This window comes from Micromonospora peucetia, assembly GCF_900091625.1.
GTDB lineage: Bacteria > Actinomycetota > Actinomycetes > Mycobacteriales > Micromonosporaceae > Micromonospora > Micromonospora peucetia.
This window is the reverse complement of the sequence record NZ_FMIC01000002.1, coordinates 3,240,012-3,255,518: the sequence shown is the minus strand read 5'-3', so window position 1 is coordinate 3,255,518 and position 15,507 is coordinate 3,240,012. Positions and strand designations below refer to the sequence as shown.

Sequence of the window (15,507 nt, the reverse complement as noted above, 5' to 3'; positions counted from 1 at the left end):
CAGCCCTTACCGCTTCTCGGCCTGGCTGGCGCCGTCGCGGAAGCGGGTCACCGTCTCGCGGTTCTCCTCACCCTCCAACGGCGCGGCCGGGGCGTCGTTGATCCGCCGCTCGTCTTCCTTGCCGAGGAAGACCTGCTTGAAGTCGGCGATGGCGGCGTCCAGGGCGCCGACGATGTCGTCGTTCCACTGGTGGTCGGCGATGCTGGCCAGCACACCCTCGTGCTTGTGGCGGAGGTACTGGAGGAACTCCGACTCGAAGCGACGGATCTCGCCGACCGGGATGTCGTCCAGCTTGCCCTCGGTGCCGGCCCAGACCGAGACGACCTGCTCCTGCACCGGGTACGGCGAGTAGTTCGACTGCTTGAGCAGCTCGACCAGGCGGGAACCGCGGTCCAGCTGGGCCCGGGAGGTCTTGTCCAGGTCGGAGGCGAAGGCGGCGAACGCCTCCAGCTCACGGAACTGGGCCAGGTTGAGCCGCAGCGAACCGGCGACCTTCTTCATCGGCTTCACCTGCGCGGCGCCACCGACCCGGGAGACCGAGGTGCCGACGTTGATGGCCGGCCGGACGCCCTGGTTGAACAGGTCGGTCTCCAGGAAGATCTGGCCGTCGGTGATCGAGATGACGTTGGTCGGGATGAAGGCCGAGATGTCGTTGGCCTTCGTCTCGATGATCGGCAGGCCGGTCATCGAGCCGCCACCCAGCGCGTCGGAGAGCTTCGCGCAGCGCTCCAGCAGGCGGGAGTGCAGGTAGAAGACGTCACCCGGGTACGCCTCGCGGCCCGGCGGGCGACGCAGCAGCAGGGACACGGCGCGGTACGCCTCGGCCTGCTTGCTCAGGTCGTCGAAGACGATCAGGACGTGCTTGCCGCCGTACATCCAGTGCTGCCCGATGGACGAGCCGGTGTACGGGGCGAGGTACTTGAAGCCGGCCGGGTCGGAGGCCGGGGAGGCGACGATGGTGGTGTATTCCATCGCGCCCGCCTGCTCCAGGACGCCCTTGATCGAGGCGATCGTGGAGGCCTTCTGGCCGATGGCGACGTAGATGCAGCGAACCTGCTTCTTCGGGTCGCCGGAGCGCCAGTTGTCCCGCTGGTTGAGGATGGTGTCCAGCGCGACGGTGGTCTTGCCGGTCTTCCGGTCGCCGATGATCAGCTGACGCTGGCCGCGGCCGATCGGGGTCATGGCGTCGACGGCCTTGAGACCGGTCTGCAGCGGCTCGTCGACCGACTGCCGGGCCATCACGTTCGGGGCCTGGAGCTCCAGCTCGCGGAAGCCCTCGTTGGCGATGTCGCCGAGCCCGTCGATCGGGTGGCCGAGCGCGTTGACCACGCGGCCGAGGAAGGCGTCGCCGACCGGCACGGAGAGCACCCGGCCGGTGCGCTTGACGCGCTGCCCCTCTTCGAGCTTGGCGGAGTCACCGAGAACGACGACACCGATCTCCCGGACGTCGAGGTTCAGCGCCACGCCCAGGGTGCCGTCCTCGAACTCCAGCAGCTCGTTGGTCATGGTCGAGGGGAGACCCTCGACGTGGGCGATGCCGTCGCCGGTGTCGGCGACGGTGCCGACCTCCTCGCGGGAGAGTTCGGACGAGTAGGAGGAGACGTAGCGCTCCAGGGCGCCGCGGATCTCATCCGTCGAGATGGTCAGCTCGGCCATCCTCTGCTTCCTTAAGTATCAGGGGCCCGGGATACCTAGTACCGACCGGTCCGAATGGCGTCTATTCAGGGCACTGAGGCGGCAGGGCCTTCTCAGCGCTTCGTGAGCGCGTTGCGGCTCTCGTTGAGGCGGCGCAGGACGGTGCCGTCGTACAGGTCGGAGCCGACCCGGACGCTCACGCCACCGAGAACTGAGGGGTCCACCGTCTGCTTGACGGAAACCTCTCGACCGTATATCGCGGAGAGACTCGCGCCCAGCCGGCGCTCGTCCTCTTCACTCAACGGGGCCGCGGCGGTCACGTACGCCACCTGCCGGTCCCGCCGGTCGGCGGCCAGCTCCACCAGCCGGGTGAGCGCCCCGGTGAAGGAGCGTCCCCCGAACCCGCTCAGCGCCACCTCGACGAGGCTGACGGTGACCGGGCGGGCCTTGCCGGCGAGCAACTCGCGGACCAGACCGGCCCGCTGCCCGATCGGGGCGATCGGGTCGGCCAGCGCGTTGGAGAGCGCGGGCTCACCGGAGACGACCTGACCGAAGCGGAACAGCTCGTCCTCGACCTCACCGAGGTCGCCGGCGGAGTCGGCGCTGGCCAGCAGCGCCTCCACGCCGAGCCGCTCGGTGCCGCCGAGCAACTCCGAGGGCGCCGACCAGCGGCCGGCGACCAGCGAGGCGACCAGGTCCAGCGCCTCGGCGCCGACCTTTCCGCGCAGCAGCTCGCCGAGCAGGGCGGAGCGGTCGGCACCCGAGCGGGCCGGGTCGGAGAGCGCCCGGCGCAGCCGCGGCTCGCGCCGCAGCAGGTCGGCGACGGAGAGGAGGTCGGCGGCGGTGGTGGCCACCGCCGACGGCTCCGCGCCGCGGACGTACGCGTCGAGGCGCTCGGCCGCGATCTTGTACGACTCCCGGCTGGCGGCCTGCATCAGCGGGCCCCCGCGCTCTCGAGGTTGTTCAGGAACCGGTCGACGGTGCCCTTGCGGCGCGCCTCGTCGGCGAGGGACTCACCGACGATCTTGCTGGCCAGGTCGACCGCGATCGTGCCGACCTCCGTGCGCAGCTCGCGCGAGATGGTGGCCCGCTCGGCGGCGAGCTGCTCCTTGCCGGCCGCGATGATCCGGTCGGACTCCTCCCGCGCCTTGGCGAGGACGTCCTGACGGATGCCCTCGGCGTCGGCCCGGGCGTCGTCCCGGATCCGGGCCGCCTCGTTGCGTACCTCGGCGAGCTGGGTCTTGTACTGCTCCAGCAGCTGGTTCGCCTCGGCCTGGGCGGCCTCGGCCCGCTTGAGGCCACCCTCGATCGCGTCGACCCGCGCCTGGTACATCGCCTCCATGCGGGGCATGACGAACTTCAGCAGAACGAAGCAGAGCAGGGCGAAGGAGATGGTCCCGATGACCATCTCCTGCCAGATCGGCAGGATCGGGTTGTGCGCGCCTTCGGCGGCGAGGAACATGTCGGACCTCCGGGTCGGGAGAAAGCTCTCGTCAGCCGCCGATGGCGAAGGCGAGCACCAGGCCGAAGAGCGCGAGCGCCTCGACCAGGGCGAAGCCCAGGATCAGCCAGGTGCGGTTGTAGCCAGCGGACTCCGGCTGACGCGCGCTCGACTGGATGTAGGCCGCGAAGACCAGCGCGACACCGATACCGGGGCCGATGGCAGCGAGGCCATAGCCGATGGTGTTAACGCTGCCAACAACTTCGGCAAGAACAGTCATTGCGGGTATTCCTCCTGTTCGACGCGTGAGGTCTCACGCGTACGCGGTCGGTACCAGAAGCTTGGTCGGGTCAGGTCACCCGCCGAGCCCGATCAGTGCTCGTCGGCGAGCGAACTTCCGATGTAGTTCGCGCTCAGCGTGACGAAGACGTAGGCCTGCAGCACGGCGACCAGCACCTCGAAGAAGGCCATCGCGATCGCCATCACGAAGGAGAAGACCGAGGTCACCTGGATGAACAGGCTGCTCGAGTTGAGCATCACGAAGCCGCCGACGGTGAAGACCAGCAGCAGCAGGTGGCCGGCGAACAGGTTGGCGAAGAGCCGCAGCGCCAGGGTGACCGGCCGGACGATGAACGTCTGCATGAACTCGATCGGGATCAGCAGGATGTGCATCGGCCACGGCACGTTCGGGATGACCAGGCTCATCTTGAGGTACTTGCCGAGGCCGTGTTTGCGGGCGCCGATGTAGAGGTACATCACGTAGGAGATCACCGCGAGCACGATCGGGAAGGCGATGTGCGAGTTCGGCGAGATCTGCAACCCGGGCACGATGGCGAAGAGGTTGGTCAGCACGATGAAGCTGAACAGCACCGTGAAGTAGGGCGCGAACCGGATGCCCGCCGCGCCCATCTGCTCCTTGGCGATGTTGTCGCGGACCAGGCCGTAGACCGCCTCCGCGTACCACTGGGTCTTGCCGGGGACCAGGGTCGGCTTCCGGTAGGCGACCATGAAGAAGATGATCAGCAGCGCCACCGCGAGCCAGACCATGATGCCGAACTTGGTGACCCAGGGCCCGGCCACGTCCGGCGGATAGAAATCTCCGACGCTGGGGGGCCAGGGAAGCTCCTGGGCGACGACCAGCTGTCCGCTCACCGTGTCATCCTCCGCACTCGACAGACCCTCGCGTGCTGGCACTCAAGCACTGAGCCTCTTCATGATCAGGTAAATCGCTCCGGCCGCGCCGAAGATCATGCCGACGGCGACCCCGACACCGGTTCGCAGATCGAAGAATCGCTCCGCCAACCAGCCGAGGAAACCCCACACCACGATGCCGGCGAGCAAATAGCCCAGAACGGCCCCAGCCGCACCCTCCGACGAGTGCTCGCCAGAGGGGTGGGAGTGTGGGTCTTCGGCCATGACGTGGCGAACGATATCAGCCAGGACGCGCGGGAGTGTGCGGCACCCCCCACACTGCGGACAGCGTGCGGGCCGTGGGTGCGGGCGCGAAAGTCGTTGGTCAGGTTACTCCCGTGTGGCCCGCCGCGGCAGCCCGAAATGCCGGACGCCAATCCGACAGAACGTTCACTCATCGCGTCGCTTGAAAGTGGGCAGCGGCGTACGCAGGGCCCAGCCCAGGTGGGCGCCCGTCCAGACCACCACGGCCGCGATGATCGCCACCCCCATGTCCGGCAGGCCAGGCCAGCCGGTGGCCGCCACAGCGGCCATCGCCACCCCGAGGACCACGATCTTCGTGGCGTAGGTGACCAGCCCCACCGACATGATCATCCGAGGGTTGACGGCATCGGCCCAGGCCACCGAGACGCCGGAGACCAGGTAGCTGGCGACGACCAGCGCGATCCCGGCGGCCACGCCGGCCGCGCCGGTGGCCCCCCGCAGCACCGCCGCGGTCGGGACCGCGACCAGCGCGAGCACCGCGCAGGCCAGCAGCGGCAGACGCAGGTGCGGCAGCCGGGTCCGGATGGCGCCCGGCTCGCCCGCGCGTGGCTCGCTCATCGGGCGTACGCCGGGAAGGCGGCGGCCAGCTCGGCGACCTCGCCGGCGAGCCCGGCGAGGGTGTCGGCGCCCCCGGGGGCCGCCGGATCGGTACGCACGGCACGGGCGATCAGCGACGCGACCTGCCGCATCTCCGGCTCGCGCATGCCCTGGGTGGTGACGCTCGGGGTGCCCACCCGGATGCCCGAGGCGACCATCGGCTTCTGCGGGTCGTACGGGATCGCGTTCTTGTTCAGGGTGATGGTGGCGGCGTCGCAGCGCGCCTCGGCGTCCGCGCCGGTCACGCCCACCTCGCGCAGGTCGACCAGGGCGAGGTGGGTGTCGGTGCCCCCGGAGACCGGGCGCATCCCCTCGTCGGCCAGCCCGGCGGCCAGCGCCTGCGCGTTGGCCACCACCCGCTCGGCGTAGACCCGGAACTCGGGCTGGGCGGCCTCGCGCAGCGCGACCGCCTTCGCGGCGACGACGTGCATCAGCGGGCCGCCCTGGGTGAACGGGAAGACCGCCTTGTCGATGCGCTGGGCCAGTGACTCCCGGCAGAGGATCATGCCGCCGCGCGGCCCGCGCAGCACCTTGTGCGTGGTGAAACAGACGACGTCGGCGTGCGGCACCGGCGACGGGACGGCCCTGCCGGCGACCAGCCCGATGAAGTGCGCGGCGTCGACCATCAGGTACGCCCCTACCTCGTCGGCGATCTCGCGGAACCGGGCGAAGTCGATCAGCCGCGGGTACGCCGTCGCGCCACAGATGATCATCTTGGGCCGGTGCGCGAGGGCGAGATCCCGCACCTCGTCGTAGTCGATCAGCTCGGTGTCCCGCCGGACGGTGTAGCCGACGGTGTGGAACCACCTGCCGGAGAAGTTCACCCGGCTGCCGTGGGTGAGGTGGCCGCCGTGCGGCAGGTCCATGGCGAGCACCGTGTCCCCCGGCTGCACCAGCGCGGCGTACGCGGCCAGGTTGGCGCTCGCGCCCGAGTGCGGCTGAAGGTTGGCGTGCTCGGCGCCGAAGAGCTCCTTCGCCCGGGCGATGCCGATCTCCTCGGCCCGGTCGACCTCGGCGCAGCCGCCGTAGTAGCGCCGGCCCGGGTAGCCCTCGGCGTACTTGTTGGTCAGGGTCGAGCCGAGCGCGGCCAGCACCGCCGGCGAGGTGAGGTTCTCGCTGGCGATCAGTTGCAGTCCGCCCCGGAGCCGGTCCAGTTCGCCGAGCACCACCCCGGCGATCTCCGGATCGGTCGCGCGGAGCTGGTCGAAGTCCGGCCCCCAGAAGGTGCCCGTCTCAGTAGCCACAACGCCAGAGTCTATTGGGCCGCACACTGGAGGCCGTGAGATGCCTGGTCACCGGAGCGACGGGTTACATCGGCGGGCGCCTCGCGCCCCGGCTGCTGGCCGAGGGGCACTCGGTGCGCTGCCTGGCCCGTAAGGCGGGACGGCTGCGGGACGTGCCGTGGGCGGCGCGGACCGAGATCGCCGAGGGCGACCTGCGCAGGCCGGAGACGCTGCCGGCCGCCTTCGAGGGCGTGGACGTCGCGTACTACCTGGTGCACTCCCTCGGCCAGGCCGGCTTCGAGGCCGCCGACCGGGAGGCCGCCACCAGGTTCGCCGAGGCCGCGCGGGCCGCTGGCGTACGCCGGATCGTCTACCTGGGCGGGCCGGAGCCGGCGGCGGACCGGGAGGTCCCGTCGGCGCACCTGCGCTCCCGGGCCGAGGTGGGACGGATCCTGCTCGACAGCGGGGTGCCGACGGCGGTGCTGCGGGCCGCGGTGATCATCGGGTCCGGGTCGGCCTCGTTCGAGATGCTGCGATACCTGACCGAGCGGCTGCCGGCCATGGTCACCCCCCGCTGGGTCCACAACCGGATCCAGCCGATCGCCGTGCGGGATGTGCTGCGCTACCTGGTCGGCTGCGCGAGCCTGCCGCAGGAGGTGAACCGCGCCTTCGACATCGGTGGGCCGGACATCCTCACCTTCGAGGACATGATGCAGCGGTACGCGCGGGTGGCCGGCCTGCGCCGGCGGGCCGTCGTGCCGGTGCGACCGCTGACGCCGGCGCTCTCCTCGTACTGGGTCGGGCTGGTCACCCCGGTGCCGAACGCGATCGCCCGGCCGCTGGTGGAGAGCCTGGTCCACGAGGCCGTCGCCCGCGAGCACGACATCGCCGTGTACGTCCCCGACCCACCGGAGGGGCTGACCGGCTTCGACCGGGCGGTCGCGGCGGCCCTGGCGAAGGTCCGCGACGGCGAGGTCGAGACCCGCTGGTCGACCGCGAGCGGCCCCGACGCGCCGGCCGAGCCGCTGCCCAGCGACCCGGAGTGGTCCGGCGGAACCGCCTACACCGACGTACGCGAGCGGGCGGTGCACGCGGGGCCGGACGCCCTGTGGCGGGTCATCGAGGGGGTCGGCGGGGAACACGGCTGGTACTCGTTCCCGCTGGCCTGGTCGATCCGGGGCTGGCTGGACCGGCTGATCGGCGGCGTGGGGCTGCGTCGCGGCCGGCGCGACCCGCACCGCCTCCAGGTCGGCGAGGCGCTGGACTTCTGGCGGGTGGAGGAGATCGTGCCCGGCGAGCTGCTGCGGCTGCGCGCCGAGATGCTGCTGCCGGGCCGGGCCTGGCTGGAGATGCGGGTGATCCGGGTGGACGGCGAGGGCAGCCGCTACCACCAGCGGGCGGTGTTCCTGCCGCGCGGGCTGCCCGGGCACGCGTACTGGGGCGCGGTGGCGCCCTTCCACGCGGTGGTCTTCGGTGGGATGGCCCGCAACATCGCCCGCCAGGCCGAACAGGCGGCCCACCGCCCCGCCACCGGCTCCGAACGCCGCTGAACCCGGCGCCGGCTCAGTTGCCGGCGCGGGCGCCGGTGAACCGGAAGGCGGTCGACTCGCTGGGCGGCACGAAGTCGCGGACCGGCTCGTCACGCAGCGCGAAGGCGAGCACCTCCCCCACCGCCTCGACCAGTTGCCCCTGCACCCGCTGGCCGACCGCGTCGCGCGGGTCGTCGGGGTTGGCGGCGATCGAGGCGACCGCCAGTTGCGGGGTGAAGGCGACCACGGTCTCCGTCGCGTACCCGTCCGAGCTGCCCGTCTTGCCCGCCACCGGCCGGCCGACCTGCTGGCGCAGCCCTTCGGCGGTGCCGCCGTCGCACTCCCGGTACATCGACTGGTCGCCGACCGCGCAGCGGGCCGCATCGGCCGCCGCCCGGGCCACGTCCACGTCGACCGCCTGCCGGCAGTCCGGCCGGGCGGCGGCCATCGGGCGGCCGGCCGCGTCCGCGATCGAGACGACCGGCAGCGGCGCGCACCACATGCCCTCCGCCGCCACCGCGGCGTACGCGCCGGCCAGGTCGAGCGGGGTGGTGGCGGAGACGCCGAGGGTGAACGGCCCCCACTCGCGCGCGCCGTGGCGGGCCAGTTGCGCGTCGTCCCCGGCCCGGAAGACGATGCCGAGCCGCTCGGCCATCTCCACCACCCGGTCCGCGCCGACCCGCTCGGTCAGCCACGCGAAGTACGTGTTGACCGACTCGCCGAACGCGGTCCACATGGTGTGTTGGCCGTCCATCGAGTCGGTGGCGTTCCGTGGACACCAGTACCCGTCGCAGCTCGCCGCCCCGCTCGCCGCGTAGTCGGTCACGATCCGCTCCGGTGCGTCGAACTCCGTGCTCAGCGGCAGCCCGGACTCCAGCGCGGCCAGCATGGTGAAGACCTTGAACGTGGAGCCGGCCTGGTAGCCCTGGATCGCCCCGCCCCCGGCAACCAGCTGGTTGACCGTGTTCGGGTGGTTCTTCTGCCCGCGCGGGTTGGCGGCCACGGCGTAGTTCCGGTTCACCGCCATCGCGAGCACCCGGCCCGTCCCGGGCTGCACCACCGCCGTCGGCGCCGCCCGGCGGTCGTCCACCGGGTAGATGCGGCGGACCTGTTCGGTGGTGGCACGCTGCACCGCCGGGTCGAGCGAGGAGACGATGGAGAAGCCACCCCGACGCAGCGTGAGCTGCCGCTCGTCGACCGTCGCGCCGAACGCCGACTGGGCGTTCCACCAGCGGGTGAACCAGTCGCAGAAGAAGGCCCAGTCGTTGTGCTCCGCCGGCACGGCCGTGCAGTCGTTCGGCGTCTGGCTGGGGCGCAGCTTCAACTGCTCGGCCCTGGCCCGGTCCGCCGCCTCGGCCGGAACCTGGCCGGAATCCACCAGCCGGTCGAGCACGTGCGCCCGGCGGGCGAGCGCGGCGTCCGCGTCGCCGTTGATCGGGTCGTCGGTGTGCGGGGAGCGGACCAGGCCGGCCAGCAGCGCCGCCTCGGCCAGCGTGAGCTCCGCCGGCGGCTTGGAGAAGTAGCGCCTGCTCGCGGCGGCCACCCCGTACGCGCCCGCGCCGAAGTAGGCGATGTTGAGGTAGCGGGCGAGGATCTCGTCCTTGGTCAACTCCCGTTCCAGGGTCAGCGCGTACCGCATCTCCTGGATCTTGCGTGCGGTGCTGAGCTCGGTGGCGGCGGCGCGCTGCCGCTCGCTGAGCCGGGGGTCGTTGCTGAGCACGTTGCGGACGTACTGCATGGTCAGGGTGGACGCGCCCTGCCGGGTCTCCCCGGCCCCCTGGTTGACGGTGAAGGCCCGCACCACGCCACGCAGGTCGACCCCGCTGTGCTCGTGGAACCGGGTGTCCTCGGCGGCGATGATCGCCTGCCGCATCACCGGCGCCACCTCCGCCAGCGGCACGTCCACCCGGTCCTCCTGGTAGAAGGAGGTGATCAGGGTGGTGCCGTCGTTGGCGTAGAGGTTCGAGCGCTGGGCCGTGGGCGGCGTACGCAGCGTGTTCGGCAGCTCCGAGTAGGGCGCCGCGAGCGCCGAGAACCCGATCCCGAAGACCAGCGCGGCCGGTAGGGCCGCCACCGCGAGCACCAGCCCGGCCAGTACGCCGGCGATCAGTATGGTGAACAGTTTGTCGAGGCGTGCCCGGGTCATCAGCTCTCCCCGCAGGAGCCGGTCAGGACCCACTCAGAATGACCTGAAAACCCCTCTTGACCGCCCCTTTCCCCCAAACCCGCAGGAAGCTCATGCGCGGGGGTACCTCGGGCGGGTTACGGCAGGAGCGCGGCGGCGAGAGGGTGGACGGTCTCCTCGATCTCGTCGGCGACCCGGCTGAAGCACTGGTCGCCACGCCCCCACGGGTCGTCGAGATCGTCGGTGGGCAGCGACACGATGCCCAGTCGGGCGGCGTGGGCGGTCGCCACCAGGGCCACGCCGCGCGCGTGGACCGCGTCGGGGGTCGCCTCGGCCGCCGGCAGCCCGGCGGCGTCCACCCCGGCGAGCAGCCGGCCGAACTCGCCCAGCACGAACGTGCGCGACGCCGCGTCGGGCCGCAGCGCCACCACGTACTCCTGCTGGTCGGCGGTGGCGGTGAGGACGAGGTCAGCGGCGTCGATGTGGTCCGACCGCAGCTTGCGCGCGGCGAAGCCGGTGACGCTGCCGCCCCGGGAGGTCACCTGCCGGGACGCCGGCGGGTTCATCTCCTCACCGGCGTGCCAGCCGCCGGTGCCGGCGCTGTGGCTGTGCAGCAGCTCGTCGGCGCGACCCGGGTCGACCTCGCGGCGGGCCAGCCGTTCCCGGACGGCGAGGACCAGCAGCCGCTCGGCCATCGGGGACCGGCAGATGTTGCCCATGCACACGTGCAGCACGGTGAACGGAGGCACTCAGACCCCCTGGCCGGCGAGGATGTCGGGCACCACGTCGCGGAGCTTCTCCAGCGGGACGGCGCCCTGCCGGAGTACCTGCGGCGCCTCGCCGGTGAGGTCCACGATCGTGCTCGGCACCGGGTCCGGGCAGGGCCCGGCCTCCAGGTAGGCCCGCACCGAGTAGGCGAGCTGGTCGCGGGCCTGGTCGGCGGTGAGGGCGGCCGGCTGGCCGGTCTTGTTGGCCGAGGCGACCGCCATCGGGCCGGTCTCGCGCAGCACCTCCAGCGCCACCGGGTGCAGTGGCATCCGCACCGCCACCGTCCCGGAGGAGTCGCCGAGGTCCCAGCGCAGGCTCGGTGAGTGCGTCACGATGATGGTCAGCGCGCCGGGCCAGAACGCCTCAACGAGGTCCCGGGCCGCCTGGGGCAGCGAGTAGACCAGGCCGTCGAGGGTGTGCCGGGAACCGATCAGCACCGGCGGCGGCACCTGCCGACCGCCCTTGGCGTCCAGCAGGGCCTTGACCGCGTACGGGGTGAACGCGTCCGCGCCGATCCCGTAGACCGTGTCGGTCGGCAGGACGACCAGCTCGCCGTTCTTGACCGCCTCGATGGCAGCGGCGATGCCGCGGTCCCGGTCGGCGGGCGACCGGCAGTCGTAGAGCATCACGAGGAGTCAGTCTGCCACGTCGCGTCGGCGGTGGCGTGCTGGCCGTCCGTTCGCCGCGACGCGGTCGTGAAGCGGGGCCGTCCGGTCAGGTCCGGGTGGCCGGCGACCGCCTCGAACCGGCCGTCCGCGGCGAGCAGCTCGGGTACCGCCGTGCCGTGTGTGTCGTCGTGCTCGACGCCGAACACCCCGCCCGGACGCAGCAGCGCCGCCGCCCGGGCGATCACCGGACGGATCACCGCCAGGCCGTCCGCGCCGCCGAAGACCGCGGTCGCCGGATCGTGCCGGCCCACCTCCGGGGGCACCGCCACGTCCGACGGTACGTACGGCGGGTTGCAGAGCAGCACGTCGACCCGGCCCACCAGGTCGGCGAGCAGATCGGGTGCGGTCACGTCGGCCGCCACCACCTCGACCGGCCGGTCCCCCGCGTCGGCCCGGGCCGACGCGTTGCGCCGCAGCCAGGGCAGCGCCGCCGCCGACCGTTCCACCGCCACCACCCGGGCCGCCGGCAGCTCCTGGGCGACCGAGAGGGCGATCGCGCCCGAGCCGGCGCACAGGTCCACCACCAGCTCGGCGCCGAGCCCCCGGCCCTGCGCGATCCCCCAGCCGGCGAGCAGCTCCGTCTCCGGGCGGGGCACGAAGACGCCCGGCCCGACGGCCAGCTCCAGGTGCCGGAAGCCGGCACTGCCCGTGAGATGCTGCAACGGCTCCCGCCCGACCCGCCGGGCGACCAGCTCGTCGAACCGGTCGAGCTGCTCGGCGGTCAGGTCGTCGGCCAGCGCCAGCCGCCCCCGGGGCACGGCCAGCACGTACGCGGCCAGCTGCTCCGCCTCGGACCGGGCCGAGGCGATGCCGGCGTCGGCGAGGGCCCGGGACGCCCGGGCCAGCGCCGCTGAAGGGCGCTGCTGTCTCGTCCCTTCGGACGGGTGTTGCGGCACGGTGGTCACGAGATAATCATGGGGCGTCGCGCCGGACATCACGAACGGATGCGGCCGGACGCACACCGACAGGGAGGTCGCGGTGGGTTGGCTCGACCGGGTCACCGACCAGGTTGACGCCCTCACGCGCGCGCGGGCCCTCCAGGAGTCCAGCCGCTCCGCCGAGGCGTACGCGATCCTCGACCTGGTCGTCGCCACCACCACCGACCCGTACGCGCGGGCCGACGCCCTGGTCCAGCGCCTCTGCGCGGTGATCAACCTGGGACGCACGGCGGAGTACACCCGGGCCGTCGAGGAGGCCTCCACCGCCGTCCGCGACCTCGCCGAGCCCTACCTGCTCGGGCACCTCAACGCGCTGGCCGCGCTCGCCGCGCACCACCAGGGCGCACTGGACCGCTGCGTCACCCACCTGGTGAAGTCCGCCCGGGCGCTGGGTGCGGTGGCCGACCCCGACCGGGACACCGCGTGGGGCTGGCACGACCTGGCGATGGCCTACTCGTATCTCAGCTTCCACGGCTACGCCCTCGGCGCGATCGAACGGGCCCGGCAGCTCGGCACGGCCGCCGGAATTCCGGAGGAGACCTTCGCCGCCCCCGGCATCCGGCTGCGCAACGCGGTGGCGTTGGACCACAACGGCGACAGCGACGGCTGCCTACGGGTGCTGCGGGACGTCGCCGCCGACCTCGACCGGTTCCTGCGCGGTGGACGGGCCGGCAGGCTACGCCCGAGCAGCCTGGCCGCGTACGGCTACGCCGCCGCCCGGCGGGCGGCCCTCGGCGACCGGCTGGACGTCGGCGCGGAGGCCGCCCCGGCCCGGCTGCTCGGCCACGGTGGCGACAGCGCCCGGGCCCGCGACATGCGCCAGCTCGGCCAGGTCTGCCTGGCCGTCGCCGAGGGACGGCCGATCGAGGCCGCCGCCCGGCTCGACACCGTCCAGGTCTCCACCGAGACGCTGGGCGCGGCCGAACCGGCCCGACTGCGCAGCATCGCCCAGGCCAGCGCCGGCGACCACGCTGGAGCACACCGGGCCGACCGGCTGGCGTTCCGGCTGGCCGCCCAGCGCAACGACCGGCTCCGGGACGTCTACATCGACGGCATCGCCGCCCGGATCGACCACGAGGAGATGCGCCGCGAGGCGGCCCGCTTCGAGGGCGAGGCGCTGACCGACCCGCTGACCGGGCTGCCCAACCGGCGGCGGCTGGAACGCTACATCGCCACCGTGGTCGCCCACGGCGACCGGGTGGTGATCGGCGTCTGCGACCTGGACGGCTTCAAGGCCGTCAACACCCGCCACGGGCACCACTCCGGCGACCTGGTGCTCCAGCGCATCGCCGGAGTGATCAACCGGGTGATGCGCCGGGGCGACTTCGTGGCCCGGTACGGCGGGGACGAGTTCGTGGTGGTGCTCCCCGGCGCCGGGATGGCCGAGGCGGCCGAGGTGGGCCGCCGGATCGACGCCGCGGTACGCGCGGAGGACTGGGAGTCGCTGGTGCCCGGCACCCCGGTCGGCGTCAGCGTCGGCTTCGCCGAGGTGGGGGCCAGCGGCCCGGGTCTGCGCGACGCCCTCAGCACCGCCTTCGAGGCCGCCGACCGCGAGATGCTCCGCGCGAAGACCCGCCCACGCGCCTCCTGACCTCGCGCACCGGTCAGCGGCGGGTCAGCTCGGTGTCACCGGCGAGACGGGCGGCGCGGTCGGCCTCGACCAGGGCGTCGAGGACCCCGTCCAGGTCACCGGCGAGGGCCAGATCCAGGTTGTACGCGGTGTAGCCGATCCGGTGGTCGGTGATCCGGTTCTGCGGAAAGTTGTAGGTGCGGATCCGCTCGGAGCGGTCCACGGTGCGCACCTGCGCCTTGCGGGCGTCCGAAGCGGCCGCGTCAGCCTGCTCCTGGGCCGCCGCCAGCAGCCGGGCGCGCAGGATCCGCATCGCCTGCTCCCGGTTCTGCAACTGGGACTTCTCGTTCTGGCAGGACACCACGATGCCGGTCGGGACGTGCGTGATCCGGACCGCCGAGTCGGTGGTGTTCACCGACTGGCCGCCCGGCCCCGACGAGCGGAACACGTCGATCCGCAGCTCGTTCGGGTCGATGGTCACGTCGACGTCCTCGGCCTCCGGCAGCACCAGCACGCCGGCGGCGCTGGTGTGGATCCGGCCCTGCGACTCGGTGACCGGGACACGCTGCACCCGGTGCACGCCGCCCTCCCACTTGAGCCGGGACCAGACACCGTTGCCGCCCTCGGGCACGCCCTTGGTCTTGATCGCCAGCGAGACGTCCTTCACCCCGCCGAGGTCCGAGTCCTGCGCGTCGAGCACCTCGGTGAGCCAGCCGCGCCGCTCCGCGTACCGGGTGTACATCCGCAGTAGGTCGCCGGCGAACAGCGCCGACTCCTCGCCGCCCTCGCCCGCCTTGATCTCGACGATCACGTCCTTGGCGTCGTGCGGGTCGCGCGGGATCAGCAGCTCCGCCAGCCGCTCCTCCAGCGCCGGCAGGCCCGCCGCGATCGACTCCGCCTCGGCGGCGAAGGACACGTCCTCGGCGGTCAACTCCCGGGCGGCGGCCAGGTCGGCGCGGGCCTGCTCAAGGTCACCGGCCGCCTTGTGCAGCGGAACCAGCTCGGCGTACCGGCGGCCGACCCGGCGAGCGGCGCCCTGGTCGGTGTGGATGGCCGGGTCCGCCAGCCGCTTCTCCAACTCGGCGTACTCGTCGAGGAGGGCGGCCAGACGCTCGCTGCTCATGCGGGGAGGCTCCTTCGACGACGAGGACCGGATCGGGGGGAATACGGACGACGCCCGCGTCCGGCACGAAACCGGACGCGGGCGCCGAACGAGGAGCTACTTGGCCTTCTTGGCCTGAACCTTGGCGTACTTCTGCTGGAACTTCGCCACCCGGCCCGCGGTGTCCAGGACGCGCTGCTTGCCGGTGTAGAACGGGTGGCAGGCGCTACAGGTCTCGACGTGGATCGAGCCGCCCTTGGCGGTGCTGCGGGTGGTGAACGTGTTACCGCAGGAGCAGCTGACCTCGGTGGTCACGTACTCCGGGTGGATGTTGGGCTTCATCTCGCCTCGGTCCTCTCGTGGGTGGTCGCCGGGTCGCCGTCGGTGTCCGTCGCGGCCTGCGACGGGCTCGGGCGTGAACCGGAACCGGTGGCCGATTGACCAGTGTGCCATGGG

At 72.5% G+C, this 15,507-nt stretch carries 16 protein-coding genes; 2 read left to right on the top strand and 14 right to left on the bottom strand.

The window, feature by feature from the left end:
• Nucleotides 1-6: 6 nt before the first annotated feature.
• From atpA to GA0070608_RS15245, 8 genes are all read right to left on the bottom strand, one after another.
• The gene (gene atpA / locus GA0070608_RS15280) at nucleotides 7-1,656 is read right to left on the bottom strand and encodes a F0F1 ATP synthase subunit alpha (protein ID WP_091628475.1); all 1,650 of its coding nucleotides are present in this window, start codon (nucleotides 1,654-1,656) and stop codon (nucleotides 7-9) included.
• Between the two features lie 92 nt (nucleotides 1,657-1,748).
• Nucleotides 1,749-2,570 (bottom strand): F0F1 ATP synthase subunit delta, encoded by an 822-nt coding sequence (locus GA0070608_RS15275; RefSeq protein ID WP_091628473.1) that lies wholly within the window; start codon nucleotides 2,568-2,570, stop codon nucleotides 1,749-1,751.
• Nucleotides 2,570-3,097 (bottom strand): F0F1 ATP synthase subunit B, encoded by a 528-nt coding sequence (locus tag GA0070608_RS15270; RefSeq protein WP_091628472.1) that lies wholly within the window; start codon nucleotides 3,095-3,097, stop codon nucleotides 2,570-2,572. The genes GA0070608_RS15275 and GA0070608_RS15270 overlap by 1 nt, the downstream gene beginning before the upstream one ends.
• 31 nt (nucleotides 3,098-3,128) lie before the next feature.
• Nucleotides 3,129-3,356, bottom strand: a complete 228-nt coding sequence (gene atpE / locus GA0070608_RS15265) for an ATP synthase F0 subunit C (protein WP_091628470.1) — start codon at nucleotides 3,354-3,356, stop codon at nucleotides 3,129-3,131.
• A gap of 92 nt (nucleotides 3,357-3,448) precedes the next feature.
• Nucleotides 3,449-4,270 carry a F0F1 ATP synthase subunit A gene (atpB, locus tag GA0070608_RS15260; protein WP_091628468.1) on the bottom strand — a complete coding sequence of 274 codons (822 nt, stop codon included), beginning with the start codon at nucleotides 4,268-4,270 and terminating at the stop codon, nucleotides 3,449-3,451.
• On the bottom strand, nucleotides 4,271-4,492 hold the full coding sequence (locus tag GA0070608_RS15255) for a hypothetical protein (RefSeq protein ID WP_091628466.1): 222 nt from the start codon (nucleotides 4,490-4,492) through the stop codon (nucleotides 4,271-4,273).
• A gap of 165 nt (nucleotides 4,493-4,657) precedes the next feature.
• Nucleotides 4,658-5,089 (bottom strand): hypothetical protein, encoded by a 432-nt coding sequence (locus GA0070608_RS15250; RefSeq protein ID WP_091628464.1) that lies wholly within the window; start codon nucleotides 5,087-5,089, stop codon nucleotides 4,658-4,660.
• Nucleotides 5,086-6,372: a serine hydroxymethyltransferase gene (locus GA0070608_RS15245; RefSeq protein ID WP_091628462.1), complete on the bottom strand. Its 1,287-nt coding sequence runs from the start codon at nucleotides 6,370-6,372 to the stop codon at nucleotides 5,086-5,088. The genes GA0070608_RS15250 and GA0070608_RS15245 overlap by 4 nt, the downstream gene beginning before the upstream one ends.
• Before the next feature lie 35 nt (nucleotides 6,373-6,407).
• Here GA0070608_RS15245 and GA0070608_RS15240 point away from each other — a divergent pair, with 35 nt between their 5' ends.
• Complete coding sequence (locus tag GA0070608_RS15240) at nucleotides 6,408-7,901, top strand: SDR family oxidoreductase (RefSeq protein ID WP_091628460.1); 1,494 nt, start codon at nucleotides 6,408-6,410, stop codon at nucleotides 7,899-7,901.
• 13 nt (nucleotides 7,902-7,914) lie between these two features.
• On the opposite strand, the gene GA0070608_RS15235 is transcribed toward GA0070608_RS15240, so the two are convergent.
• The 4 genes from GA0070608_RS15235 to prmC form a co-directional block, all read right to left on the bottom strand.
• Nucleotides 7,915-10,026 carry a transglycosylase domain-containing protein gene (locus tag GA0070608_RS15235; protein WP_091628458.1) on the bottom strand — a complete coding sequence of 704 codons (2,112 nt, stop codon included), beginning with the start codon at nucleotides 10,024-10,026 and terminating at the stop codon, nucleotides 7,915-7,917.
• 116 nt (nucleotides 10,027-10,142) lie between these two features.
• Nucleotides 10,143-10,754: an arsenate reductase/protein-tyrosine-phosphatase family protein gene (locus tag GA0070608_RS15230; protein ID WP_091628456.1), complete on the bottom strand. Its 612-nt coding sequence runs from the start codon at nucleotides 10,752-10,754 to the stop codon at nucleotides 10,143-10,145.
• Nucleotides 10,755-11,399: an L-threonylcarbamoyladenylate synthase gene (locus GA0070608_RS15225; RefSeq protein WP_091628454.1), complete on the bottom strand. Its 645-nt coding sequence runs from the start codon at nucleotides 11,397-11,399 to the stop codon at nucleotides 10,755-10,757. It lies immediately after the preceding gene.
• On the bottom strand, nucleotides 11,399-12,376 hold the full coding sequence (prmC, locus tag GA0070608_RS15220) for a peptide chain release factor N(5)-glutamine methyltransferase (RefSeq protein ID WP_091635158.1): 978 nt from the start codon (nucleotides 12,374-12,376) through the stop codon (nucleotides 11,399-11,401). Before prmC ends, GA0070608_RS15225 begins: the two co-directional genes overlap by 1 nt.
• Nucleotides 12,377-12,419: 43 nt before the next feature.
• Here prmC and GA0070608_RS15215 point away from each other — a divergent pair, with 43 nt between their 5' ends.
• On the top strand, nucleotides 12,420-13,970 hold the full coding sequence (locus GA0070608_RS15215; RefSeq protein ID WP_091628452.1) for a GGDEF domain-containing protein: 1,551 nt from the start codon (nucleotides 12,420-12,422) through the stop codon (nucleotides 13,968-13,970).
• Between the two features lie 13 nt (nucleotides 13,971-13,983).
• Here the strand turns inward: GA0070608_RS15215 and prfA are convergent, their stop codons facing one another.
• Together prfA and rpmE are read right to left on the bottom strand one after the other, a co-directional pair.
• The gene (gene prfA / locus GA0070608_RS15210; RefSeq protein ID WP_091628450.1) at nucleotides 13,984-15,072 is read right to left on the bottom strand and encodes a peptide chain release factor 1; all 1,089 of its coding nucleotides are present in this window, start codon (nucleotides 15,070-15,072) and stop codon (nucleotides 13,984-13,986) included.
• 96 nt (nucleotides 15,073-15,168) lie between these two features.
• The gene (gene rpmE / locus GA0070608_RS15205) at nucleotides 15,169-15,393 is read right to left on the bottom strand and encodes a 50S ribosomal protein L31 (protein ID WP_091628448.1); all 225 of its coding nucleotides are present in this window, start codon (nucleotides 15,391-15,393) and stop codon (nucleotides 15,169-15,171) included.
• Nucleotides 15,394-15,507 lie beyond the last annotated feature (114 nt).